The following is a 21251-nucleotide window of genomic DNA, read 5'->3' on the forward strand; positions in this document are numbered from 1 at the left end:
CATGAACAACGCTCCACTCAATGTGAGGTCGCTTCAGGATCAGCTCCAGTCGCTTGCCCGTCGCGAAGGAATTTCAAAATGGGACCTGGGCGCCAGTCGAAGCAGCAGTGCTTCAGTTCAGGTTGACCGTGGTGAGGCCAAACAGCTGAAAGCTGCACAACGCAGTTCGATTACGGTTCGAGTCTGGAACCAACAAGGGTTGGTTGGCATCACCAGCACCTCTGATCTGTCTGATTCAGGTCTGGAAAAAGCGCTGATGGGCGCGCACCAGGCGAGTGAATTCGGTAACCCCGACGACGTGCCTGGTTTTTCCCCTCTCGCCACTGCACCTCAACCGGATCTTCACCGTCCTGTCCAAGAGGCTCAAGGCATTCAGCGTCTCCTCGAGCAACTTCTAGACGCTGAGCAGCAACTGCTGGGTCGTCATCCGGCCATCGGCACACTTCCCTACAACGCCATGAATGAGGGAAGTAGTGAACGGATCTACCTCAACAGTGAAGGTGCACTGCGCCAGGCACAACGCACTCAGGCAAGCATTTTTCTGATGGCACGTGCGGAGGAAAGTGGTCGCAAACCCCGTAGTGGCGGTGCGGTGCGGCTCGCTCTTGGCAGCCGCGATCTGGATCTGTCGGGATGCATCGATGAGGCTGCAGAGCGCACCATCAGCCATCTCAACTATCAGCCCATCGACACTGGTCGCTACCTGGTGTGTTTCACACCGGAGGCCTTTCTTGATCTGATCGGCTCATTCAGCAGCATGCTCAATGCCCGTGCCGTCCTAGACGGTGTCAGTCTCAGCAAACCTGAATCGATCGGCGATCAATTAGCCGTTCCTTTCTTCAATCTCACCGACAACGGTCTGCATCCAGCCCATGTTGGAGCCATGCCTTTTGATGGGGAAGGAACCCCAACCCGAGCCCTGCCCCTGATCCGTGAGGGTCGCCTGGAGAACTTCCTGCATTCCGAAGCCACCGCTCGCCATTTCGGAGTGAATCCAACAGGACATGCTGGGATGGGTGCCAAGGTGTCCGTCGGTCCCGACTGGTTTGAAGTCAGTCGCACGCCCTCCATGAACACAGGAGCCGATCATCTTGATCACGCCACCAGTGTTGACACTTTCGTTTTGATTGAAAGCCTCAGTGCTCTTCATGCCGGTGTGAAAGCCAGCCAAGGAGCGTTCTCACTGCCCTTCGACGGTTGGCTGGTTCAAGGTGGGGAACGCATTTCCGTTGAGGCCGCAACAGTGGCCGGCGACATTCGCGAACTCCTCCGTTCCATTGTTCATCTCGAACCGGAATCCGTGATCACCCATGAAGGGGTTAGTCCTTACGTGTGGGTTGATGGTCTGGCGATCACTGGTGAAGCCTGAACAGTCTTTGCTGATTCATTGGTCTTGAAAGTTCTGTTCTGGGGTACGCCCGTTTATGCAGTGCCCACGCTCGATGCCCTGCTGTCTGCAGGACATCAGATCGTCGGTGTTGTGACGCAGCCCGATCGACGTCGAGGTCGGGGCAAACAATTAATGCCCTCAGCCGTGAAAGCACGGGCTTTGGAACTCGGCTTAAGGGTTTATACCCCAGAAAAAATCCGCCGAGATCATGCCTGTCAACAGCAGCTCGCCGATCTTGGTGCCGACCTTTCTGTTGTGGTTGCGTTCGGCCAAATTCTGCCTCCTGAAGTGTTGAGACAACCACCTTTGGGCTGTTGGAACGGCCATGGCTCACTGCTGCCGAGATGGCGGGGAGCAGGCCCAATTCAATGGTCCATCCTTGAAGGTGATGCTCAGACTGGCGTTGGTGTAATGGCCATGGAAGAGGGACTGGACACCGGTCCTGTGCTGATCCAAAGGGAACTCGAAATCGGTTTATTGGAAAACGCGCATCAACTCGGTGAGCGACTCAGCAAACTCACGGCAGATCTGATGGTTGAGGCCTTGCCACAGATTGAAAACGCAGGAGCAGGAGCGGAAGAGGAGCGACTTCGCAGGTTGGGCGTGCGCCACCAGACTTCTGAGGTCACTTACGCACGCATGCTCGTGAAAAGTGACTACCAGATCGTCTGGTCTGCTTCGGCACTGGCCATCCATCGCAAGGTGATGGGCCTCTTTCCAGGTGCGGTGACCCTCTGGAACGGAAAACGGCTCAAGTTGCTGGTCACTGAACCGTTGATCGAGAGACTGCGTCAGGAGCTGAGCCCTCTTGCGCAAGACCTCCTGGGCCGCTGGCCAACCGGTGGACACCAGGCCGGAATTGTTCTGGAGAGCTGTGAGGCTGGTTTGGTGGTCAGCAGTTCAGGGTGCCCATTACTGATCCGCGAAGCACAGCTGGAAGGAAAAGGTCGGAGCCATGGCCGGGCTCTCGTTCAGCAATTGCAGGCCAAGACAGGCGACATGCTTGGCTGACTGAGCAAACACTCCTTGAAGCCGCTCAACGTCTGCGCTGGCGGGATACGGGTGTTGGACTGCGACGACCGCGTTGATGACCGCGTTGACTGCTGCGCCGTTTGCCACCGCCGAGGTCCAGAGGTGGGGCCGTGAGAATCGTCGGTTCGAAACCTTTCACCTGTTCTTTGCGCAACGCTTCGCCCGTGAGACGCTCAATGGCCTTCAGCAACAGTGATTCCTCAGCGGCAACAAGCGAAATGGCATGACCAGTTTCACCAGCTCGACCGGTGCGACCAATGCGATGGACATAATCCTCTGCCACGTTGGGAAGATCCAGGTTGACCACGTGCGGCAACTGTTGGATATCAATTCCCCTTGCAGCAATGTCGGTGGCCACAAGCACCCGGACACTGCCCTGCTTGAAGCCCTGAAGAGCTCGGGTACGAGCACCCTGACTTTTGTTGCCGTGAATCGCAGCCGCTTCAAGTCCTTCCTTGCTGAGCTTTTCCGCCACGCGATTGGCGCCGTGCTTGGTCCGCGAAAACACGAGCACCTGACGCCAGTTCCCGCTTCTGATCAGATGACTGAGAAGTTCCGGCTTGCGTTTCATGTCACAGGGGTGAACGACCTGCTCCACAGAACGTGCGGTCTGGTTTTCGGGCGTGACCTGAATCTGCAGTGGTTGATGCAGTAACCCGGTGGCCAGCTTTCGGATCGGAGGACTGAATGTGGCAGAAAAAAGCAGGGTCTGCCGTTGCTCGGGCATCAGCCGAATCAATCTGCGGATGTCATGGATGAAGCCCATATCAAGCATTCGATCCGCTTCATCCAGCACCAGGCATTCCAACTGATCAAAACGCACAACACCCTGCTGATGGAGATCAAGCAGTCGACCTGGTGTCGCCACCAGTAGATCCACTCCTCCCTGAAGTCGTTCAATCTGCGGATTGATCTTGACTCCACCGAACACCACATCACTTCGCAAGGGAAGGTGATGCCCATAAGCACGCACATTCTCATGAACCTGAGCAGCCAGTTCACGGGTGGGCGTTAAAACCAACGATCTCACCTGCCCACGACCGGAGCGTCTGCCATGCCGAAGTCGTTCGAGCATGGGCAGCGTGAATCCGGCTGTTTTCCCAGTGCCGGTCTGAGCTGCCGCCATTACATCACGACCACGAATCACCGCTGGAATCGCCTGTTCCTGAATCGGCGACGGGTGGATATACCCCTTGTCCCTCAGAGCTTTGAGAAGGGGTTCACCGAGTCCCAGGTCTTCGAAGCCGACCTGGGCATTGACCGTGACAGAGGTCTCGCTGATCGTGTTGGAGCCGAATCTTTCACCCTAGGAGGCGACCCAAAAACACTGGCTAAAGGCTTGCCTGGGCTTCAACAGAACGAACTCAGTTGATCTTCCAGACAGCATCCTCTGGAATTTCCGGTGCCGTGTGTAGATCGGTTGGCTCCTGCTGGCTCACCCGCCAAGCGGGAACCCTTGTATCTCGATAGCTGCCATGTTGAATCAGGACCCCTTCCTGTTCATCCGTGGTGGCATAAAACCCACCTTCCCAGTGGGACTTCTGGTTCAGACCACCACGAAACCAGACCCAACAGCGCTCACGTTTCATTGATGTCACGCCGACCAGTGACTGCAACGTTCGCATGGACCCTCAGGGATCACAGCGCAGCGCATCAGTGGACTTCGAGCATTGAAACGACAGGCAGGATCACCAATGACCCAGCCATGCTGAAACCAGCGTGCATCGTCCGGTCTCTTCTGAGGTTTCACCATCAGAACGACTGAACTCAACTGATAGCTTCCGGAATGGAGTCGGTAACGGTGACGGCGCTGCATCACAAGGAAACTGTCATCGTCGTGGAGGAACCAACGGCCCGGGGAAGGAGGCTCATCGAGTTCAACACGATCGAGCAGTTGCTCACTGCCGGTCTGTCGGATTTCCACGAGCATGTGCTCAGGACTCCTCTGCTGCAGGGGATTCACGGAGAGAAAATCCCCAGACCATCAAGCCAACGACTGCCGCAAGAGTCACCAGTTCAGATGGATGAAGGGTTGGTAGGGCCATCAGCGCCAGCAGCTTGAGACCCACAAAACCAACCGCAAGGAAACCGGCTGTTTCCAGCCGTGGATAAATCTGCAGCCAGCGAATGAACAGTCCTGAGGTGAAACGCAAAGCGACCACTCCGATCAAGGCCCCCGTCAACACAAGTAGCAACTGATCACTGATGGCAACTGCAGCAGCGACACTGTCGATCGAAAAGGCGAGGTCAGTGATCGCCAGGGTCAGCACCGTTCGACTGAATCGGATTGGCTTGGAAGCTGTTTCAACCGATCCTTCACTGGCTTCTTCGATCGAAGAATTCCAGTGACTGAAGCAGATCCAGAGCAAGTAACCGCCTGCAATCAACTGAATCGGCGGAAAAGCCAGAACATACTGCGCCATCAGGATCAGCCCGACGCGCAACCCGAACGCCATCACAATGCCGAGATTCAACGCCCGTCGTTCAAGTCGTGGATCCCGTTGTTCACGCGCGATTGCCGCCAGCGCAATCGCATTGTCGGCCGAGAGAAGCAACTCAAGAGCGACAAGGACTGGCAACAGCGGCAGCAATTCACCCAGCTGATCAACGCCGTCCAACCAGGCAGTGAGTGACGACAGTGCAGCTGTATCCATTTCTACAGCCTAGAAATGGAAGACATTGATCAGTGGAATGCGAACCCACGCCCAGCTCTGCCATGTGAGTTCCGACCGATGCGTTGTGCTTGTTGAGGCCTACGAGGGCACCACACCGCTGGGGAGTGCTCTCGGTGAAGGACGCAGCGCCACAGAAGCTGAGGATCAGGCTCTTGAGCGACTTCGAGCAAGGCTGGGCAGCTCTGAACCCGCCAAAGCCGAGGAACTATCGACAACGACCTCCCTGACCAGCGTTGAAAGCTCGGTTCAGCCTGGCGGATCAAAGCAGCTGCAGCCGATCAGGCGCGTCGCTCCGCCTGAAATCAAGGAATCGGTGGAAACCAAGCAGGTTATGAAACCCCAGCAGAAGCAACCAACCCCTGTTGCCGCTGCTGACGAAATCGTGGGAAAGGGTCCTGATCCACAACCTCCCAGCGAATCACCGATCGACCCAGAGGACTGGAGTGAGGAGCTCACTGCCATCGACCTCGAACTTCAGAGGATCGGATGGGACCGCGACAGCGAAAAGATCTATCTCGAACGAGCCTTCGGACATGCAAGCCGCCATCGACTTACGCGCTTCAGTGATCTCGTGGCCTATCTGAAACGTCTTCGTGATCTGCCGGCAGGAAGTGATCCACAGCACGCCGAGATTCCTTTACGTCGATCCGATTTAGTGACTCAGGGGGACGAAATTCTCAAACGGCTTCAATGGAATCAGCAACAGGCGAAAGACTTTCTGAATCAACACCTTCAGGCCAGCTCACGTCAGCAGCTCACAGACGAGCAACTATTGAACTTCAACATGTTGCTTGAAGAACAACTACTCAGTTCCTGAACTGAAATGCCTAGGAATAATGATCAATACCAGTAGAGCCATTGCTCAGCGATACGAAAAAGCTGGCAGAGGTTTCATCCAGCGGTTGCGATGGCATCAGGAATTTCAGAACTGGGGGCTTCAAAACGTCCGTCAAGGACAAACTCCAGCCTTAATTTCATGAACGTAATGAAATTGGAATCTGTGGAGACCACAGCCGCAGCTGGCTGAGGGAGCTGTTCACGAATTGTCTTCATCTCAGCTGCGTTGAGAAAAGCAGGTTGGCGAACAAGCCAGAAATCGACCTCCTTGCCATGTTCTTGATAGTGACGTCGTCTTTCCTTGAGCACTTCATCCAATGGCTCCTCCTCGGTGAGGAATCGATCGCTTGCTGCAACGAAGTAGTACGTGGTCATCAACTTTGGCTGGCGAACAAGGGCTCACGGCGTGGATTCTGAACCAAGAAGCGCATCTCGCTAACAGCGGTTTTCAAACCGACTGCAAGCGCCCTGGCCACAATCGTGTGGCCAATGTTGAGCTCCTCCATTCCTTCGATGGCTGCGACTGGTTCCACGTTCTGATAGGTGAGTCCATGGCCGGCGTTGACGCGTAGGCCGAGGGAGCGGGACAACGCAGTGGCTTCCGTCAAACGGGCCAACTCATGGGGTTGTTCTGTCCAAGCAGCCTCCGCGTAGGTGCCGGTGTGCAATTCAACCCAGCGTGCTCCTGCATCGCGACTGGCCCTCAATTGCGATGGGTCCGGATCCACGAAAAGGCTGACGGGAATGGCTTGCTCATGCAGTCGCTGCACGATGATTTTCAGCTGCGCAAGCTGAGCTGCGACGTCTAGCCCTCCCTCGGTGGTGACCTCTTCACGACGTTCAGGAACCAATGTGACCATGTCTGGTCTGACACGCAAAGCGATTTCAACCATTTCGTCGGTGGCAGCCATTTCCAGGTTCAAACGGCTGCGCACGGTTTGCCTGAGCAGATCCACATCACGGTCCTGAATATGACGACGGTCTTCGCGCAGATGCACGGTGATTCCGTCAGCTCCTCCAAGTTCGGCTAACAGAGCCATTGGCACAGGATCAGGCTCCACCGTTCTCCTGGCCTGCCGCACATTGGCAATGTGGTCGATATTCACCCCAAGGCTGGCCACGTTGTGTCGTTGAAATGGAATGAATCCTATTCAGCGCCTGATCCGATTCGGCCGAAGGAGCAACTGCCCAGCAGAGTCCTTGGGGTGCGGTCTTCCCCGGTAATTTCTGCTGAGTGGATTTTTAGTTCGAGGCGGTGTCCAGCAGCCTGACGACGCGTTCATCTGCCCTCGATACGGGGATCGATCCCTTCTGGGCCCCTCTTGCCATGGTTGTGACCCAGGACATGGCACTTCATTACCTGCGTGGGAGAACAGTTCTGGGCGCGGAGAATCTTCCGAAAGACGGTCCGGTTCTTCTGGCTCCAACGCACCGAGCCCGCTGGGATGCCCTGATGATCCCCATGGCTGCAGGACGACGGATCACTGGCCGTGACTGTCGTTTCATGGTCACAAGAACAGAAATGTCCGGATTGCAGGGATGGTTCCTGCACCGTCTGGGTTGTTTTGCGGTCGACCAAGACAAGCCTTCACTGACAACCCTGAGATTTGCTCTTGACCTGTTGGAGAGTGGTCAACAACTGGTGGTTTTTCCTGAGGGACGGATCAAAAGGACTGATGCACCAATTGAGTTGGAGCAAGGCCCGGTCAGGCTTGCGCAACTGGCTCAACGCCGGGGGATCAATGTGCAGGTCGTGCCTGTTGGTCTTGCCTACAACCCTGCTGTTCCAGGCCCACGCAGTCGTTCAGCAATTTGCTTCGAACAACCTTTAGTGGTTGATGGCAAGGGCAAGGAGGAGGCCCTTCGCTTCAATCACTTACTCGCCAATGGGATGCATACGGCTGAACAAGCGGCCCGAGAGGCCATCGGACGACCGCTGAATTGCCTTTAAAGTCCGCGCACTCAAGATTGGTTCCATGGGCACCCGCCTTCTTTGCTCAGCGATTGCCTTGACTGCCGGATTGTGCATGACCCCTGCATTGGCACAGTCGGGAACGGATGCTTCTGGCTCAGCCACCAAAGTGCTTGCTTCCAGTGGCACGGGTTTCAATGTTTCATCCGTCGAGGCCTTGATTCAGCGCGGTGATGCAGCAGTGGCATCCGGCAATCTGGTTCAGGCGAAGAAGGACTACGACAACGCTCGAACCGCTTCCAAGCAGCTTTTGGCGTTCTACCGAGATCTCTCTGGTTCGTTCCGAGGGCTCGATGCCCGTATCCCCAGGGAAATGGATACCAAAGGACGTGCGGCTCTTGCTCTCCTTGCCCAGTCCAACCTGCGTCTTGCCGCGCTCTTCCGCCGTCAGGGCCAGCCGGCAGTTGCTGTGCCGGTGCTGGTTGAAGTCGTGAGACTGATGACTCCTGCCAAACCAGAAGGTCAGAATGCTTACCAGAGCCTTTTGGAACTCGGTTTCGTTGACACCCCCTACCGCGGTGCTTCCGCTGGTGAGTGATCGGATTCACACGCGACATTCATCTGCCAGCATCAATTGAGTTCAAGCTCTGTTCCAATGGTTCAGCCTGACGCGGTCACCTCTGCAATTCGTCGCGCGATCCCAGATGCTCAGGTGAGCGTCGAGGACCTCACCGGTGGTGGTGATCATCTTCAGGTGAGCGTGGTGTCGACCGCCTTCGACGGTCTCAATCGCATCCGTCAACATCAGCTTGTTTATCGAGCCTTGAGGGAGGAGCTGGCTTCAGAGGCCATTCACGCCCTAGCTCTGAACACCTCCACACCCAACTGATTCGCCTCTTTCTCTGATCGCCTGATTTCCATGGACAGCCAGACCCAATCCCGCATCGAGAGCCTGATCCAGTCGAGCCCGATCTTTGTGTTCATGAAGGGCACCAAGCTGATGCCTCAGTGCGGCTTCTCCAACAATGTTGTGCAGATCCTCAATGCACTTGGCGTGAGTTTTGAGACATTTGACGTGCTCTCTGACCCTGAGGTCCGCCAGGGAATCAAGGAATACTCCGATTGGCCCACCATTCCTCAGGTGTATGTCAAAGGCGAATTCATGGGTGGATCCGACATCCTCATCGAGATGTACAACGAAAACACTTTGAAGGAAAAGCTGGAGATCGCTTTAGCCAGCTGACTCATCCAACTGATCTAAGAAATCATTCACCACTGCAATGAACGTCTGATTGCGATCGATATAGGTCTTGTGACCTGCATCCTTCAGCACTTCCAATCGGGCGCGATCACCAAGCCTTGATCTTGCATCCTCCAGGGTCTGTGGTGTGGCCGTGTCGTATTCCCCGCAGATCAGCAGCGTTGGCTTCGAGACATTCTGAAAGCTTGGGAACAAGTCAAGGTCACTGAGTCGTCCCTGATGCTGGAACTCACTCGGTCCCCACATCTGTTGATAAAGCTTGTTGTTGCCCCTCTGACGCTCACAACGCACTGCTTCTTGATCTGATGCTTGATCGGAACGACAGAAGTGTCGGCGTTCGAATTCGCTCTCCAAATCAACCGACTCGCCCAACTCTCTTTGAATGTTGTTGATCAGCTGATTGCAATCGGCAATCCACCGCTGTGTCGACAGCAGAGGAGACGAGAGCAACAGGGCTGCCACTCGATCTGGGTGATTTAGGCAGAACTGCGTCATGACTGCGCCACCCCATGAATGTCCAAAGACATGGGCACGGGCGATGCCCAACTGATCGAGAATGCAACGGGGTTCCGTCGCAAAGCGCTTCAGTGTCATCTGCTCCGGCAGCAGATCGGCAGGTGATGCAAACGAGCCAAGCTGGTCGTAGAAGATCGTTGATCGTTGATCAGCCAGGGGATGCAGAGCGTCATAGAGACCAACGCTGGAACCACCTGGACCTCCGTGCGTGATCAATAAAGGAATCCGATCAGCAGCGTCCACAGCGTGAGGTTGGTAACAACGCAGCTCAATGCAGCCTCCGTCGACCGAGACCGTTCTTACAGCCTCAAGTGAATGACGATTGATGCCCATGCCCCGGAGATTCAATACTGATTCGGATGCCTGTAGAGAGCGCTCACATCCCCGTCAGGACCGATGAAACTGGAAGGATCCAGGATCCAGCGTTCAATCAGTGTCTCAAGCTTGGACAGTTCCCTTGGATCGAGATCACCGGTTCTGCGCAGAGCATGCAGATAGCCATCGGCATAGAGACGCAACTCAGACGGGCCGTGATAACGCGTTGTCAGTTCCTGGCAGGCATCACAGAGCGCCTGGAAGTGGCGAATGGCCTCCGGGTGCTGAAGAGATGTCATCTTTGGTGAGGACGGCAGCCTCTGTTACCAGCGTGCCTAGGAAAGGCATTAGCGTAAGACGGCTTTCGGATGCCTTGTGACCTCCTCCTCCCGCGATCTCCTCGCCCATGGAACCGGTCAGGCTCCTGTGCAGCAACTCACTGTTCCCGCGATTCCGTCTCGAGAACCCGCTCGGATTCTCGTTGTAGAACCTCATCCAACACTGCGGACCGTCCTTGTTCAGCGTCTGCGCCAGGACGGCCATCTCACTGCTGCAGTGTCGTCGTCGCAGGAAGCCATTGAGCTCTGTCAGGAGCAGTCTCCTGATCTGTTGGTCAGTGCTGAGCTGCTGGAACAAAGTTCTGCACTGAGACTTGGCCAGCAATTGCGCTGTCCAGTGATTGTGTTGACAGCCCGCAGCGGCGCTGAACCCGTAGTGGGATTGCTTGATGACGGCGCGGATGACGTGCTGCGCAAACCCTTTGGCCTTGAAGAAATGGCCGCTCGCTGTCGCACTCTGCTTAAGCGGGGTCGCAGCGGCCTGCAGGAACGCGTTGCCGTTGGTCCCCTTGAGGTCCATCTACTGCTGCGTCAGGTGACCCTGAGAGAGCAACCGGTTGAACTCAGTCCGCGCGAATTCGCCCTGCTGTGCGCATTACTGATGCCACCTGGAATGGTGCGCAGCCGTCAAGAGCTTCTGAGAATGGCCTGGCCTCCGTTCAGTGGTGGGCCACGCTCAGTGGATACCCAGGTCTTGACGCTCCGCCGCAAGCTTGAACAGGCAGGTCTAGGCGAAGGTGGCGGCATCACCACCGTTCGTCAGCAGGGATATCGCTTCAGCCTGGATAACCTGCCGGAATAACAATCCATCCCCATTTCACGGCAACAGCCACCACCGTTTCGATGGTCAGCATGCCAACCGCCAGGCCAAACAGCAGTTGGTAGGTCCAGGGTGGAGTTAGCCGTTGGATAGCACCTGTCTTGAGACCGGTTCTCCCCTCAACGATTGAAAGGAACCGATCGTACTGCTCAAGACGTTGTGGAAGCAACCGTTTCTCCTGGTTGAAGGTGGTGAAGTAATAGACCCTTCCTCCCTGGCTTGTACCAACAGGAACCAGTCGCTGGATCTCTCCCCATTGCAGCTGCCAACCACGACGAATCAACCAGCGGCACCAAGGGGGATGACCCACGCTGATTCCTTGGTCATCCACATTGACCTGCTCGCTGAGCATGGCAAGCACCAGGGCCAATCCAATCGGGGCAGCCAGCCAGAGCGTCAGCTTTAAACCTGGAGGTGCCATCAACGGCAAGGGCAGCACCAGTGCCAGGTAGACACAGATGAGAGTTCCCCTGATCAGTGGCGAAAGTCGAAACCTCTCCTGAAGCGCGACTGGCATCGCTCAACGATCCTCCGGTGAACCCGGTAAAGGCTCGATCACATCGTTGGGGCGGTAATCGCCGTTGAAGACTTCCTCCTCTCGGCCCTTCCAGAATTCACCCAGACGCATTAGGTCGGCATGGGCCTCCTGAATCGATTTCAGATAGGTCTCAGGAGTCATCTGGTCGCGCGCCTCTTTCAATTTTGAGAGCCGCAGCATCTGAAGCATCCAGGGCTTCCCCAGTTCACCGCGTTGTTCGAGGTAACGCGCGAGCTCTGCAGAACTGGGTTGAGGAGCCGGTGACATGGGAATGAAATCATCGATTTGACCCTAAGCAGTCGACCTGCTCTCACGTGGACATCCTCAGGCTGAAGCCTCCAGGGGTTACGACAAGAATCAGCACTGCTTTGATGTGGGCATTAGCAGCTGTTTAAGCAAGAACGATTAAAGCCAATGCGATAAAACGCTAGAGGTAACTGTTCAGACATTGAGGAAGCAAAAAGAGAGTGGAAATGCATCCCCGCGAATCTCACAAAGATGCCGTTTTAAAGCGGAGTTGACTCCGGCATTTCCACACGGTGGACATGTGTCATCTCTGCAGCTAGTCAGCGATCTTGTCACCCCTGGGCTAGGGATCATTCCTTTATTTCGTAGGGTTGGCTAGCACTGAGAGGGCAGCCCTTGACGTGCATTCCACATGGAGACTTCTCGCTCTGGCCTAGACCTCGACACCACCCTTGGCCACCGCCTCCATCAGCGCAATCAGCGAGAAACTGTATTGCCTAGACACCAATTAGCGGAGCATGGCTTGCACGCTGATCTGGCATATCAGCTCATCCACGACCATTTGATGCTGGATGGCAATGCCATGCTCAATTTGGCCACATTTGTCGGGACCTGGATGGAGCCTGAAGCGCTGCATCTGATGCGCGAATGTGCCGAGAAAAACATGATCGATAAAGACGAATATCCCCAGACCGCCGAACTTGAAAACCGCTGCCTAAAAATGCTGGCGCGTCTTTGGAATGCACCGGATCCTGAAGCTGCCGTTGGCACATCCACCACGGGCTCCAGCGAAGCTTGCATGCTTGGAGGCATGGTGTTGCGCTGGCATTGGCGTCAACGCCGAACCGCCCAAGGCCTGGATGATCGACGACCAAATCTGGTCATGGGTACCAACACCCAGATCTGTTGGGACAAGTTCTGCGCCTACTTCGATGTTGAAGCACGCATGGTGCCGATTTCGCGTGAACACCTGCAAATGACAGCCGCAGGAGCTGCAGCGGCATGCGATGAAAACACGATTGGCGTTGTTGGTGTGTTGGGAAGCACCTTTGACGGAAGCTATGAGCCGATTGAGGCCATCCAGAAGGAGCTCGATCAGCTGCAAGAACGCACTGGCCTTGACATTCCCATCCACGTCGATGGTGCCTCTGGGGCCTTTGTGGCGCCCTTCAATTCACCTGACTTGCTCTGGGATTTCCGCCTGCCCCGTGTGAAGTCAATCAACACCAGCGGCCATAAATATGGAGGTGTTCTGCCTGGAGTGGGATGGGTGCTGTGGCGCGACCAGGCCGACCTCCCCGAGGAGCTTCGCTTCAACGTCAATTACCTGGGTGGCCAGATGCCAACCATTGGCATGAACTTTTCACGTCCAGGAGCCCAGGTGGTGGCGCAGTATTTCAACTTCATCCATTTGGGTCATGAGGGCTACTCCCAGCGCATGGCCTGTCTTGAGGAAACGGCTTCTTATGTCGCTGACTCAATTGCAGCGATGCCACCGCTCAAGTTATTAAGCCACCCACGAGGGCAGTTGCCAGTGTTTGCAGTCACCCTCGACGATTCGTTGGACACCTGGACGGTGTTCCAGCTTTCTGAGCGCTTACGAGCTCGTGGCTGGCAGGTTCCCGCATACACCATGCCGGCGGCCTGTGAGGATTTAGCAGTGCTGCGCTTGGTCATCCGGGCTGGTTTCACACGTGACATGGCGGATCTGTTGCTGAAAGATCTGCAAAACGCCGTGGATTGGTTCCAACAGCTGAGCACCCCGATGCCTGATCCCAACCCCGAACACAGGCCTTTTCACCACTGATGAACATCAGCTCGTTTCAGCACTATCTGATTGGTTTGCTGGCCATCGGCAACAACATTTCGGCGCTGGGAGCCTTTCTGCTTCACACCCAGGGCATGCCTCGCGCCAAGGTGAAACGCCTCATTCTGATGAGCAGTTTGGCCTGCTTCATCACCCTGGTGTTGTTCATGCTGGTGGGTACGTGGATCCTCGATTTTTTTGGGATCTCAGTCAGTGCCTTTCAGATAGCCGGTGGGCTTCTGCTGGGAGGAGTTGGCCTGGAGATGATGAATTCGCGTACGCCAGTGCCCACTGACACTGCAGCACAAAGTCTTACTCCGCCTCGGCCAGATCCCAGCGATGCACAGTTTTATTCCGCGGCGGTGGTGCCGATCGGTATTCCGCTCACCATTGGTGCTGGAACGCTGTCGGCGGTGGTGCTGTTTGCCGAAACGGCCTACCGCAGTGGCACCGCGCTCAACCTGCTGGGCGCGATTGTGATCCTGGTGCTGGTGAACACCGCCATCTTCCGCTTCAGCAGCCGGATCATGGCTTGGCTCGGCGAGGTGGGGCTGACGATCTTCATCAAGCTGATGGGCCTGTTCACCCTGGCCATTGGCGTGGAGTTTCTCACCAAGGGTCTTGGGGCGATCTACCTCAACCTTCGCAATGCTGCGATGTCTTCACTGGGGTAGGGCCCAAGGGTTGAGACCGAGATCAGCTCCGATGCGATGACTGCAGGCGTAGCCACTGAATGCCACGGCATTCAGACCCTGGCCAGGAAAACAGGAGTCGCCCACGCAATACAGACCGTTCAATCCTGTTCGGTTGAACGGCATGGGCAGCAGACCAGGCAGTCGACCTGCCGGGATCGGCCCATAGGAACCACCCATCCGGCCAAGGAATCGGCGATGGGTTCGGGGGGTACCCACCTCTTGCAGTTCGATGGCCTGCGACAAACCCGGAAGGATGAACTCCAGTCGCTCAATCAGCCGAGAGGCGTCGTGCTGCTTTTTAGCTCTGTAGTCCTTGGGCTTGAGATCGTCCCAGTGCTGGATATCACTCATGGTGAAGGTATGCACGATGTGTCTCCCCTCAGGGGCCAGGGATGGATCCAGCAACGTTGGAATCGACACAAAGATCACTCCCTGCTCGGCTTCAAGCTCATTCCAGTCCTCCAAGAGCAGGTGATGACAGTGGAAGCCCTCAGGGACAACATCAGCCTTCACCCCGAGGTGAACCGACAGAAACGAACTTGATGGTTGATAGCGACGACGCCAAGTGGATTCGGCGGAAGGGGTGTGGTCTTTCGTAACCAGAGTGCTGTCGGGTGAACCTTCACCAGCGAAGGTGTCCCAGCGGGTGGCATTACTCACAATGCGCTTGCCCCTCAGCTCTTCGCCATCGGAAAGCTCCACACCAACGGCACGACCTTGCTCGATGAGCACCTTTTCAACACGAGCTCTGTAGCGGATCGTTCCGCCGTGGGCTTCAAGCCCTGCCACCAGCTTCTCGGCGATTGTCCCGACACCACCCTTCGGGTAATTGATGCCACCGGCATGGCGGTCGGAGAAAACCATACCTGCATTGATCATCGGTGTCCGATCAGCTGGCATCACCGACCAGCAGAAACATTCCATATCGATCAGACGCAGCAAGTCCTGATCCTGGATGTGTTTGCGCGCCACATCGCCCACATTGAAGGGAAGCCAGCGTGCGAGTCCCAGACAGGCGAGTGGGGCTCTAAAGAAAACTTTTGCCAGGTAGGCCGGATCTTCAAGAGAGAGAAGCGGCATGGCATCGAGACAGCGAAAGACCTGCCAGCAGGTGTCGTAAAAGGCCCTGATCCCCCCTGCCTCATGGGGAAATCTGGCGCTCATACGAGCGATGAAGCCCTCGTAATCTCGATCCACTGCCATGGTCAGACCATCGGGCAGGTGATACTCAAGCTGCACCGGGTCAGGCACCGTTTCACAGCGCTGCCCCACATCGGCAAGGGCTCTTGTGAGCAGATTGGTGTGCCCATGCTCGCCAAAGCCAAAGATCATCGAGGCACCCACGTCAAAGGTGTAACCCTTGCGTTGAAAGCTGCCACCAGAACCACCAGGAATCCGATACTGCTCAAGCACAATGGTTTTGGCGCCTTTGGCAGCCAGCTGAGATGCGGTCACCAGCCCTCCAATGCCGGAACCGATCACAATCACATCCCAGTCTGGGTTTGAGCTCACGGCCACACCTGAGAAATTGCTGCAGATTTAAACCCTAGGGAACACCGGCCGCAGCGAAGGGTGGCGTTGCTGTCAGGATCACCTCCGTTCGCACAGGACAGGCCAGCAAGGACTGGCATCGCTCCTGAATGCGATCACGGATCAGATCAATGGCGCCGCCATCCATCGGTTGACTTGGATTCAAATAAACAACCACAAAAGCCGTGCGACCGACCTGATAAACCGTGAGATCAAGAAGCCAGCAGGACAGTCCTGCCAGCAGATCTTCCAGGGCCAACCGGGTACTGCGGATGAGATCAGTCTCAGCCGAAGCACCTGCTGCTTGCCCTAAAGCGATGAGGAACCCTTGCAACGGTTCACGCAACACCAGAAGACTGACCACCAAGACCAGTAAGGAGTCGGTGACTGGAATCAAGCCAGACAGCATGGTGCCGTTGAGCAACGGTGACCCGAGCAAAGCCAAGCCGGTCAGACCACTGATCAAACCATCCAGTCGCGCAGCCTTGGCTTCGGTGAGCAGGATCTGCGAGTGCCGCCCTGTACGGCACCAGTCGTGATGATGGCGCCAGGCCAGGCCCCAGCATGTGGCCACCATGGCAATGGAATACCAAGCGACGGGTCCGAGCCGAACAGAGCTGACTTCAACCCCATAGGCGTAATCAATCACGGTGCTGAGAGCTGAGATCGCCGCAAAGGAGAGCACCCCCATCAGCAGCAGAGAACGGAAGAGCACATACAACGCTTCCTGCCCGTCGTAGCCAAAGGGATAGGCACGATCTGGCGGTCGAACCACGTTGCGACTGATCCTTGCGGCCACAAGACCCGAACCGACCATGACCGCTGAATACAGGCCATCCAAAAGCAGGGCGTAGGAGCCTGAAATCACGTGAACAGCGACCCCAGCTATCGCCATCAGTGCGCTGGCGTAGACGCCGATCTTGAGGGAACGGCGCTCAATCAGCCGATCTTCAGGCCGGACAGGCGACATCAACAGACTCCTGCTTCTTTGTTGCTAACAGCAAATCGTTCAGGGCTCTGTCCCTGTAAGCGCCATAGCGGCGGCGCTTGTCTTTGATTTTTTCAGGCAGAACGGGCAACAAGCCAAAGTTGGGGGGCATCGGCTGAAATTTGCCCGATGGTGCCTCACTGATGAAGTGCGTCAGCGCGCCAATCATGCAGGTGGGAGGCAAATCGAACGTGGGGCGACCTAGAGCCAGACGGGCGGCATTGGTCCCCGCCAGCCAGCCTCCAGCCACTGCAGCGGCATACCCCTCTGTACCAGTGATCTGGCCCGCAGCGAGCAGGCGTTGACGCCCTCGAAATTGAAGCGTGGGCTGAAGCAGCTCAGGGGCCTCGAGAAAGGTATTGCGATGCATCACGCCAAAACGCACGAATTCAGCCTGTTCAAGCCCGGGAATCATGCGAAGAACCCTTTTCTGTTCTCCCCACCTGAGATTTGTCTGAAAGCCCACCAGGTTCCAGAGTCGACCGTCTCTGTCCTCCTGACGCAGCTGGGCCACGGCGTAAGCGCGTTTGGCACGTCGCACATCGCGATCGTTGACATCTCCCCAACGTGGATCCCAGAGGCCAATCGGCTTAAGAGGTCCGTAGCGCATGGTGTCTTCACCACGTCGTGCAAGTTCCTCGATCGGCAAGCAACCTTCAAAAAATGTGGCGCTGTCTTTCTCAAAGTCCTTGAGTTCCGCTTGCTCAGCCTCGAGAAGCGCTGCGCGAAAGTCGAGATACTGAGGCTGATCCATCGGGCAATTGATGTAATCCGCGTCTCCCTTGTCGTAACGGCTGGCTCGAAAAGCCCTCTCCATATCAATGCTGTCACCGTCGACGATCGGACTGGCAGCGTCAAAGAAATGACAGTCATCACGGCCCGTGAACTCACGAAGATCATTCGCCAGTGATTCGCTGGTCAGCGGTCCTGTCGCCAGAACAGTGATCTGGTCAGAATCGGGGAGGGACATCTGTTCACGACGTTCGAACGTGACCAGAGGATGTTGCTCAAGAATTTTCGTTAAGGCAGCGCTGTAGCGACCACGATCGACAGCCAGTGCACCGCCTGCGGGTACCGCATGGGCATCAGCGGTTCGAATCACCAGTGAGCCGAGTCTGCGCAGTTCTTCCTGAAGAAGGCCTGCTGCTCGATCACTGCTCAGGGCCCCGAAACTGTTGCTGCAGACAAGCTCTGCACATTCACTGCTGTGATGTGCAGGAGATCGTTTCAGAGGTCGCATTTCGACCAAATGAACCGCCACCCCTGCTTGTGCAATCTGCCAAGCAGCTTCTGTACCGGCCAAGCCAGCACCAATGACGATGACGGATCTGACTCCCAAGAGATCTCAATGAACCGATCTCAACCTATCGATCGGTTCAGAACCGACTGGAAAGACTCAAGCTTCTCCGCGCTTGAGCATCATCTGCAGTTGACCGATCGCAGCACGGCTGATGTTGTAACCAGCCCAACCCAGGGCGATCAGGATCGGAGCTGCCACGACGACGACACGAAGGTCCATGGTTTTTAGGGATGGTCGGGTGATCCTAATGAATGTGAGTCGAGCGAAGGCTTAAAAAGGTCAGTCCGTTTGGTTTTGCAGCATTTCAGCCCAACGTGCAGCCAGTTGCGCGTAGTGGAGCGCATGGTGCCTCTGCTCGAGCACTGCCGCATCGCTCTGCTCACGTTTCACCTGAGCCGGAACCCCTGCCACCAGGCTGCGTGGGGGAACATCTCGGGTCACAACCGCTCCTGCGGCAACGAGAGCACCTGCGCCAACGGTGACGCCATTGAGAACAATGGCTCCGATTCCAATCAGACAACCGTCTTCAAGGGTGGCCCCATGCACCACGGCCCGGTGGCCGATGGTGACATCAGATCCGATCAACACGGGTGATCCCGGATCACCATGCAGAACGGCACCGTCCTGCACGTTGCTGTGCGGTCCAATCACGACGGACGACATGTCGCCTCTTGCCACGGCAGTTGGCCAAAGACTCGCACCTGCTGCAATCTCAACATCACCCATCACCACGGCACTTTCAGCAACCCAAGCCTGAGGATCAATCCTTGGCGAACCGATCTTCAACGGCTCTGGAGTGGACGAACCAGCCATCAGTTCACAGTCCTGAACTCGAAGCGCTGATTTAAGCGGGTGAGATCAGCAACTGACCAGATCTGGCACTGATGGTCATGCCAATTGAGGCACAAATGGATTCCGGGGAGCTCATGGACGATGGTTCGTCAGGGTGATATTTTTCTTGGGTGCTTGAAGGCACAGCCTGTTCCGGATCGCTTGCTCCGGCTCAAGGGGGGTCGCTAGCTCAGCGGTAGAGCACTCGGCTTTTAACCGATTGGTCCTGAGTTCGAATCTCAGGCGACCCATTTCACCGACAGCCTCTTTCCCGGTCATGATTGGTGTCATTGGCCAGGGTTGAACATGGATGGCAAACCACAGGTTGCTTTCCTCGATGACGATCCACGTCTTCGCAGTCTGATTGCCGAAGAGTTATTCGATGAAGGCGTTCAGCCTCTCGCATGCAGCACCGGCCAGGAACTGTTCGATTGTTTAGATGTTGAGAAGGTTGACCTGATTCTTCTTGATCTCATGATGCCGGTCATGGACGGACTGACCTGCCTTCGACATCTCAATCAGCGCGCAGAAAAAATTCCGGTCCTTCTTGTTACTTCGTTCAATGACGAGGCCAAACGACAAGAAGCTATCGATAATGGAGCGACTGATTACATCATCAAGTCAGATCTGTTTGAGCGACTTCCTGAACTGCTCGATCGATACCTCATCAAGCCACGGAACAGCAATGACATGGCTTGAATCAAGCGATATTCGATCCATTCGTTGAAGCTAGCAATCGTCAACAACCCATTTGGGCTCTGTTCGAACTATCCGATTGAGCAATCTGAAGGATGTGGTTAGCAAACAATCAGTGTGGTTTCAGCGAAGACATCAATCGGCAATGCTGAAGCGGATGGGGGTCGTGACCTCCAACGACTACTATGCGGGGGTAACGGGGCGTGGCGCAGCTTGGTAGCGCGGGTGCTTTGGGAGCACTAGGTCGCAGGTTCGAATCCTGTCGCCCCGATTGATGAGCGAAATTCAAACGAGAGCGCAAAGCAGAGTTTTGTTTGCTCCAGAGACGACCTTGGAAAATTCTTGAAAACGATCGCCGTGATCTGTGAAATATCTCTGGCTCTAGTGGCAGGATCTTTCTACGCGCGAGCCATCCAAGATCACATTGACGCGCAAGAAAAACCAAGTGGAGCGATCAACAGCGGTCTGATGGCCTCCAAAGAGACTGCGAGACGTCAGCTTTCTAGATACCTCATTCACAAGCAATACAAGCGCTACATAAAACCATCAATCAGCTGACAGCAATCTTGTCAAGCCAACCAAAGACCGTCTAGTTTTATTTTTAGAGCATAGAACTCTTTCTGATCGACAAGAAAGGACCCATCAAGATCGACAAACCTTGACAATCAGCCTCAGCCGTGGACCTAGGCCAAAGGCTCGGGCTATCGATAGTTTCAAACGCAATTTCGACAAAACCTGAAATGATTGAAAAGCTGAGTTTTCAGACATAGACTATCGTTCATATTAAGCGCAAGAATGAAATCATCAGCCAACACTCTCTGTATCGATATTGGCGGCACAGGTGTCAAGCTCATTGTTCTTGACCCCACAGGAAGTGAGTTGTGTGATCGACAACGGCAAGAAACTCCTCACCCTGCAACCCCGGAATCAATTCTTGGGGTCATTCAAGAGTTGACCAGCAAAGTGCCCGAATTTGATCGTGTTGCCGTTGGCTTCCCTGGCGTCGTCAGCAATGGAATGATTGAAACGGCTGCCAACTTAGACACCCATTGGTTAGGCATTAACCTTGCCGCTCAACTGGAACAGCGCCTAAAAAAACCGACTCGAGTTGCCAATGACGCAGATGTACAGGGATATGGATGTGTTTCCGGAGAGGGTGTTGAAATGGTGCTGACCCTTGGCACAGGAATGGGATCAGCCTTGTTTCTTGATGGACGCCTGGTACCCAACCTGGAACTTGCCCATCATTTGTTTAAAAAGAAAAAGACGTATGAAGACTATATCGGCAGACCGGCACTTGAAGAGATTGGCAAAGAGAAGTGGATTCAGCGTGTTAAAAAAGTCATATCAACAACAAAGCACATCTGGAACTGGGACTTTTTGCACTTGGGTGGTGGCAACAGCAAGCTTCTGAAAGAAGCGGAGTTATCAAACGACGTGATGTTGCATTCCAACAAAGCTGGTGTGTTAGGTGGTTATTTTTTATGGGAAGGCAACTGATTGATTCTTCGCGAATCATCGATG

General features: G+C 55.4%; 28 protein-coding genes and 2 tRNA genes. 15 read left to right on the top strand and 15 right to left on the bottom strand.

Annotated elements, in window-relative coordinates; genetic code table 11:
- Nucleotide 1: 1 nt before the first annotated feature.
- Together SynMITS9220_RS06455 and fmt are read left to right on the top strand one after the other, a co-directional pair.
- A complete protein-coding gene (locus SynMITS9220_RS06455; RefSeq protein ID WP_186987974.1) occupies nucleotides 2–1369 on the top strand; it encodes a TldD/PmbA family protein in 1368 nt (455 codons plus the stop codon).
- Between the two features lie 24 nt (nucleotides 1370–1393).
- Nucleotides 1394–2401 carry a methionyl-tRNA formyltransferase gene (gene fmt, locus SynMITS9220_RS06460; RefSeq protein ID WP_186987976.1) on the top strand — a complete coding sequence of 336 codons (1008 nt, stop codon included), beginning with the start codon at nucleotides 1394–1396 and terminating at the stop codon, nucleotides 2399–2401.
- Between the two features lie 25 nt (nucleotides 2402–2426).
- On the opposite strand, the gene SynMITS9220_RS06465 is transcribed toward fmt, so the two are convergent.
- On the bottom strand, nucleotides 2427–3569 hold the full coding sequence (locus tag SynMITS9220_RS06465) for a DEAD/DEAH box helicase (protein ID WP_255482941.1): 1143 nt from the start codon (nucleotides 3567–3569) through the stop codon (nucleotides 2427–2429).
- On the opposite strand from SynMITS9220_RS06465, the gene SynMITS9220_RS13355 reads away from it, so the two are divergent.
- Nucleotides 3477–3794 carry a hypothetical protein gene (locus SynMITS9220_RS13355; RefSeq protein WP_255483304.1) on the top strand — a complete coding sequence of 106 codons (318 nt, stop codon included), beginning with the start codon at nucleotides 3477–3479 and terminating at the stop codon, nucleotides 3792–3794. The genes SynMITS9220_RS06465 and SynMITS9220_RS13355 overlap by 93 nt on opposite strands.
- Here the strand turns inward: SynMITS9220_RS13355 and SynMITS9220_RS06470 are convergent.
- The 3 genes from SynMITS9220_RS06470 to SynMITS9220_RS06480 are packed head-to-tail and all read right to left on the bottom strand — an operon-like array spanning nucleotide 3787 to nucleotide 5076.
- Entirely contained in the window at nucleotides 3787–4047 is a 261-nt protein-coding gene (locus SynMITS9220_RS06470; protein WP_369818465.1) for a hypothetical protein, read from the bottom strand. The two genes, SynMITS9220_RS13355 and SynMITS9220_RS06470, sit on opposite strands and share 8 nt — an antisense overlap.
- Nucleotides 4017–4352, bottom strand: a complete 336-nt coding sequence (locus SynMITS9220_RS06475) for a DUF6464 family protein (protein ID WP_186991958.1) — start codon at nucleotides 4350–4352, stop codon at nucleotides 4017–4019. The genes SynMITS9220_RS06470 and SynMITS9220_RS06475 overlap by 31 nt, the downstream gene beginning before the upstream one ends.
- Before the next feature lie 4 nt (nucleotides 4353–4356).
- Nucleotides 4357–5076 carry a DUF475 domain-containing protein gene (locus tag SynMITS9220_RS06480; protein ID WP_186987979.1) on the bottom strand — a complete coding sequence of 240 codons (720 nt, stop codon included), beginning with the start codon at nucleotides 5074–5076 and terminating at the stop codon, nucleotides 4357–4359.
- Nucleotides 5077–5113: 37 nt separating this feature from the next.
- Between SynMITS9220_RS06480 and SynMITS9220_RS06485 the strand changes: the two genes are divergently transcribed.
- Nucleotides 5114–5914 (top strand): hypothetical protein, encoded by an 801-nt coding sequence (locus tag SynMITS9220_RS06485; protein ID WP_186987981.1) that lies wholly within the window; start codon nucleotides 5114–5116, stop codon nucleotides 5912–5914.
- A gap of 74 nt (nucleotides 5915–5988) precedes the next feature.
- On the opposite strand, the gene SynMITS9220_RS06490 is transcribed toward SynMITS9220_RS06485, so the two are convergent.
- Entirely contained in the window at nucleotides 5989–6309 is a 321-nt protein-coding gene (locus SynMITS9220_RS06490; RefSeq protein WP_115126173.1) for an MgPME-cyclase complex family protein, read from the bottom strand.
- Complete coding sequence (locus SynMITS9220_RS06495) at nucleotides 6309–7055, bottom strand: pyridoxine 5'-phosphate synthase (protein ID WP_186987983.1); 747 nt, start codon at nucleotides 7053–7055, stop codon at nucleotides 6309–6311. The genes SynMITS9220_RS06490 and SynMITS9220_RS06495 overlap by 1 nt, the downstream gene beginning before the upstream one ends.
- 134 nt (nucleotides 7056–7189) lie before the next feature.
- On the opposite strand from SynMITS9220_RS06495, the gene SynMITS9220_RS06500 reads away from it, so the two are divergent.
- Genes SynMITS9220_RS06500 through grxD form a run of 4 tightly spaced genes read left to right on the top strand, consistent with a single transcriptional unit; the run spans nucleotide 7190 to nucleotide 9089 of the window.
- On the top strand, nucleotides 7190–7885 hold the full coding sequence (locus SynMITS9220_RS06500; protein WP_255482942.1) for a 1-acyl-sn-glycerol-3-phosphate acyltransferase: 696 nt from the start codon (nucleotides 7190–7192) through the stop codon (nucleotides 7883–7885).
- Nucleotides 7886–7910: 25 nt separating this feature from the next.
- A complete protein-coding gene (locus SynMITS9220_RS06505; RefSeq protein ID WP_186987984.1) occupies nucleotides 7911–8444 on the top strand; it encodes a hypothetical protein in 534 nt (177 codons plus the stop codon).
- 57 nt (nucleotides 8445–8501) lie between these two features.
- Entirely contained in the window at nucleotides 8502–8735 is a 234-nt protein-coding gene (locus SynMITS9220_RS06510) for a BolA family protein (RefSeq protein ID WP_067097230.1), read from the top strand.
- A gap of 30 nt (nucleotides 8736–8765) precedes the next feature.
- Nucleotides 8766–9089, top strand: coding sequence for a Grx4 family monothiol glutaredoxin (grxD, locus tag SynMITS9220_RS06515; RefSeq protein WP_186987987.1), 324 nt, complete (start codon nucleotides 8766–8768; stop codon nucleotides 9087–9089).
- Here the strand turns inward: grxD and SynMITS9220_RS06520 are convergent.
- Together SynMITS9220_RS06520 and SynMITS9220_RS06525 are read right to left on the bottom strand one after the other, a co-directional pair.
- Nucleotides 9078–9956, bottom strand: a complete 879-nt coding sequence (locus SynMITS9220_RS06520; RefSeq protein ID WP_186987989.1) for an alpha/beta fold hydrolase — start codon at nucleotides 9954–9956, stop codon at nucleotides 9078–9080. The two genes, grxD and SynMITS9220_RS06520, sit on opposite strands and share 12 nt — an antisense overlap.
- 11 nt (nucleotides 9957–9967) lie before the next feature.
- Nucleotides 9968–10237, bottom strand: a complete 270-nt coding sequence (locus SynMITS9220_RS06525; protein WP_066907364.1) for a DUF6761 family protein — start codon at nucleotides 10235–10237, stop codon at nucleotides 9968–9970.
- A gap of 76 nt (nucleotides 10238–10313) precedes the next feature.
- Between SynMITS9220_RS06525 and SynMITS9220_RS06530 the strand changes: the two genes are divergently transcribed.
- Nucleotides 10314–11078, top strand: coding sequence for a response regulator transcription factor (locus tag SynMITS9220_RS06530; protein WP_370594310.1), 765 nt, complete (start codon nucleotides 10314–10316; stop codon nucleotides 11076–11078).
- Here SynMITS9220_RS06530 and SynMITS9220_RS06535 read toward each other — a convergent pair.
- Together SynMITS9220_RS06535 and SynMITS9220_RS06540 are read right to left on the bottom strand one after the other, a co-directional pair.
- Nucleotides 11053–11613, bottom strand: a complete 561-nt coding sequence (locus SynMITS9220_RS06535; RefSeq protein ID WP_186987991.1) for a hypothetical protein — start codon at nucleotides 11611–11613, stop codon at nucleotides 11053–11055. The two genes, SynMITS9220_RS06530 and SynMITS9220_RS06535, sit on opposite strands and share 26 nt — an antisense overlap.
- A 3-nt stretch (nucleotides 11614–11616) precedes the next feature.
- Nucleotides 11617–11901, bottom strand: a complete 285-nt coding sequence (locus SynMITS9220_RS06540) for a hypothetical protein (RefSeq protein ID WP_115126168.1) — start codon at nucleotides 11899–11901, stop codon at nucleotides 11617–11619.
- Nucleotides 11902–12292: 391 nt separating this feature from the next.
- Here SynMITS9220_RS06540 and SynMITS9220_RS06545 point away from each other — a divergent pair, with 391 nt between their 5' ends.
- The gene (locus SynMITS9220_RS06545; RefSeq protein ID WP_186987993.1) at nucleotides 12293–13687 is read left to right on the top strand and encodes a glutamate decarboxylase; all 1395 of its coding nucleotides are present in this window, start codon (nucleotides 12293–12295) and stop codon (nucleotides 13685–13687) included.
- Complete coding sequence (locus tag SynMITS9220_RS06550) at nucleotides 13687–14361, top strand: MarC family protein (RefSeq protein ID WP_186987995.1); 675 nt, start codon at nucleotides 13687–13689, stop codon at nucleotides 14359–14361. Before SynMITS9220_RS06545 ends, SynMITS9220_RS06550 begins: the two co-directional genes overlap by 1 nt.
- Here SynMITS9220_RS06550 and crtH read toward each other — a convergent pair.
- From crtH to SynMITS9220_RS06575, 5 genes are read right to left on the bottom strand one after another with little or no spacing between them, the layout of a single operon-like run.
- Nucleotides 14350–15900, bottom strand: a complete 1551-nt coding sequence (gene crtH, locus SynMITS9220_RS06555; RefSeq protein ID WP_255482944.1) for a carotenoid isomerase — start codon at nucleotides 15898–15900, stop codon at nucleotides 14350–14352. The two genes, SynMITS9220_RS06550 and crtH, sit on opposite strands and share 12 nt — an antisense overlap.
- A gap of 28 nt (nucleotides 15901–15928) precedes the next feature.
- Nucleotides 15929–16882 carry a cation transporter gene (locus tag SynMITS9220_RS06560; RefSeq protein ID WP_186987997.1) on the bottom strand — a complete coding sequence of 318 codons (954 nt, stop codon included), beginning with the start codon at nucleotides 16880–16882 and terminating at the stop codon, nucleotides 15929–15931.
- The gene (trmFO, locus tag SynMITS9220_RS06565) at nucleotides 16863–18239 is read right to left on the bottom strand and encodes an FADH(2)-oxidizing methylenetetrahydrofolate--tRNA-(uracil(54)-C(5))-methyltransferase TrmFO (protein ID WP_186987999.1); all 1377 of its coding nucleotides are present in this window, start codon (nucleotides 18237–18239) and stop codon (nucleotides 16863–16865) included. Before trmFO ends, SynMITS9220_RS06560 begins: the two co-directional genes overlap by 20 nt.
- 57 nt (nucleotides 18240–18296) lie before the next feature.
- Nucleotides 18297–18419, bottom strand: a complete 123-nt coding sequence (locus SynMITS9220_RS06570) for a photosystem II protein Y (protein ID WP_067097253.1) — start codon at nucleotides 18417–18419, stop codon at nucleotides 18297–18299.
- A gap of 60 nt (nucleotides 18420–18479) precedes the next feature.
- Nucleotides 18480–19013 carry a gamma carbonic anhydrase family protein gene (locus tag SynMITS9220_RS06575; protein WP_186988001.1) on the bottom strand — a complete coding sequence of 178 codons (534 nt, stop codon included), beginning with the start codon at nucleotides 19011–19013 and terminating at the stop codon, nucleotides 18480–18482.
- A 197-nt stretch (nucleotides 19014–19210) separates the two neighbouring features.
- Between SynMITS9220_RS06575 and SynMITS9220_RS06580 the strand changes: the two genes are divergently transcribed.
- The 4 genes from SynMITS9220_RS06580 to SynMITS9220_RS06595 all read left to right on the top strand — a co-directional run bounded on the left by SynMITS9220_RS06580 (nucleotide 19211) and on the right by SynMITS9220_RS06595 (nucleotide 21227).
- Nucleotides 19211–19282, top strand: a tRNA-Lys gene (locus SynMITS9220_RS06580).
- A 55-nt stretch (nucleotides 19283–19337) separates the two neighbouring features.
- Entirely contained in the window at nucleotides 19338–19730 is a 393-nt protein-coding gene (locus SynMITS9220_RS06585) for a response regulator transcription factor (protein WP_186988003.1), read from the top strand.
- Nucleotides 19731–19924: 194 nt separating this feature from the next.
- Nucleotides 19925–19998: transfer RNA gene (locus SynMITS9220_RS06590), tRNA-Pro, on the top strand.
- 524 nt (nucleotides 19999–20522) lie between these two features.
- Nucleotides 20523–21227, top strand: coding sequence for an ROK family protein (locus SynMITS9220_RS06595; protein WP_186988005.1), 705 nt, complete (start codon nucleotides 20523–20525; stop codon nucleotides 21225–21227).
- The last annotated feature ends 24 nt before the right edge of the window (nucleotides 21228–21251 follow it).

The sequence above is a fragment of the Synechococcus sp. MIT S9220 genome, assembly GCF_014304815.1.
GTDB lineage: Bacteria > Cyanobacteriota > Cyanobacteriia > PCC-6307 > Cyanobiaceae > Synechococcus_C.

Bases quoted from the DNA above. Each gene is read 5' to 3' on its own strand.
- SynMITS9220_RS06480 (WP_186987979.1), bottom strand. From the start codon at position 5,076: ATGGATACAGCTGCACTGTCGTCACTCACTGCCTGGTTGGACGGCGTT.
- SynMITS9220_RS06585 (WP_186988003.1), top strand. From the start codon at position 19,338: ATGGATGGCAAACCACAGGTTGCTTTCCTCGATGACGATCCACGTCTT.
- SynMITS9220_RS06470 (WP_369818465.1), bottom strand. From the start codon at position 4,047: ATGCGAACGTTGCAGTCACTGGTCGGCGTGACATCAATGAAACGTGAG.
- SynMITS9220_RS06550 (WP_186987995.1), top strand. From the start codon at position 13,687: ATGAACATCAGCTCGTTTCAGCACTATCTGATTGGTTTGCTGGCCATC.
- SynMITS9220_RS06540 (WP_115126168.1), bottom strand. From the start codon at position 11,901: ATGTCACCGGCTCCTCAACCCAGTTCTGCAGAGCTCGCGCGTTACCTC.
- SynMITS9220_RS06545 (WP_186987993.1), top strand. From the start codon at position 12,293: ATGGAGACTTCTCGCTCTGGCCTAGACCTCGACACCACCCTTGGCCAC.
- SynMITS9220_RS06520 (WP_186987989.1), bottom strand. From the start codon at position 9,956: ATGGGCATCAATCGTCATTCACTTGAGGCTGTAAGAACGGTCTCGGTC.
- SynMITS9220_RS06485 (WP_186987981.1), top strand. From the start codon at position 5,114: ATGCGAACCCACGCCCAGCTCTGCCATGTGAGTTCCGACCGATGCGTT.
- SynMITS9220_RS06560 (WP_186987997.1), bottom strand. From the start codon at position 16,882: ATGTCGCCTGTCCGGCCTGAAGATCGGCTGATTGAGCGCCGTTCCCTC.
- SynMITS9220_RS06510 (WP_067097230.1), top strand. From the start codon at position 8,502: ATGGTTCAGCCTGACGCGGTCACCTCTGCAATTCGTCGCGCGATCCCA.
- SynMITS9220_RS06505 (WP_186987984.1), top strand. From the start codon at position 7,911: ATGGGCACCCGCCTTCTTTGCTCAGCGATTGCCTTGACTGCCGGATTG.
- grxD (WP_186987987.1), top strand. From the start codon at position 8,766: ATGGACAGCCAGACCCAATCCCGCATCGAGAGCCTGATCCAGTCGAGC.
- SynMITS9220_RS06455 (WP_186987974.1), top strand. From the start codon at position 2: ATGAACAACGCTCCACTCAATGTGAGGTCGCTTCAGGATCAGCTCCAG.
- SynMITS9220_RS06595 (WP_186988005.1), top strand. From the start codon at position 20,523: ATGAAATCATCAGCCAACACTCTCTGTATCGATATTGGCGGCACAGGT.
- SynMITS9220_RS06570 (WP_067097253.1), bottom strand. From the start codon at position 18,419: ATGGACCTTCGTGTCGTCGTCGTGGCAGCTCCGATCCTGATCGCCCTG.
- SynMITS9220_RS06475 (WP_186991958.1), bottom strand. From the start codon at position 4,352: ATGCTCGTGGAAATCCGACAGACCGGCAGTGAGCAACTGCTCGATCGT.
- SynMITS9220_RS13355 (WP_255483304.1), top strand. From the start codon at position 3,477: ATGCCGAAGTCGTTCGAGCATGGGCAGCGTGAATCCGGCTGTTTTCCC.
- SynMITS9220_RS06575 (WP_186988001.1), bottom strand. From the start codon at position 19,013: ATGGCTGGTTCGTCCACTCCAGAGCCGTTGAAGATCGGTTCGCCAAGG.
- SynMITS9220_RS06490 (WP_115126173.1), bottom strand. From the start codon at position 6,309: ATGACCACGTACTACTTCGTTGCAGCAAGCGATCGATTCCTCACCGAG.
- SynMITS9220_RS06535 (WP_186987991.1), bottom strand. From the start codon at position 11,613: ATGCCAGTCGCGCTTCAGGAGAGGTTTCGACTTTCGCCACTGATCAGG.
- SynMITS9220_RS06525 (WP_066907364.1), bottom strand. From the start codon at position 10,237: ATGACATCTCTTCAGCACCCGGAGGCCATTCGCCACTTCCAGGCGCTC.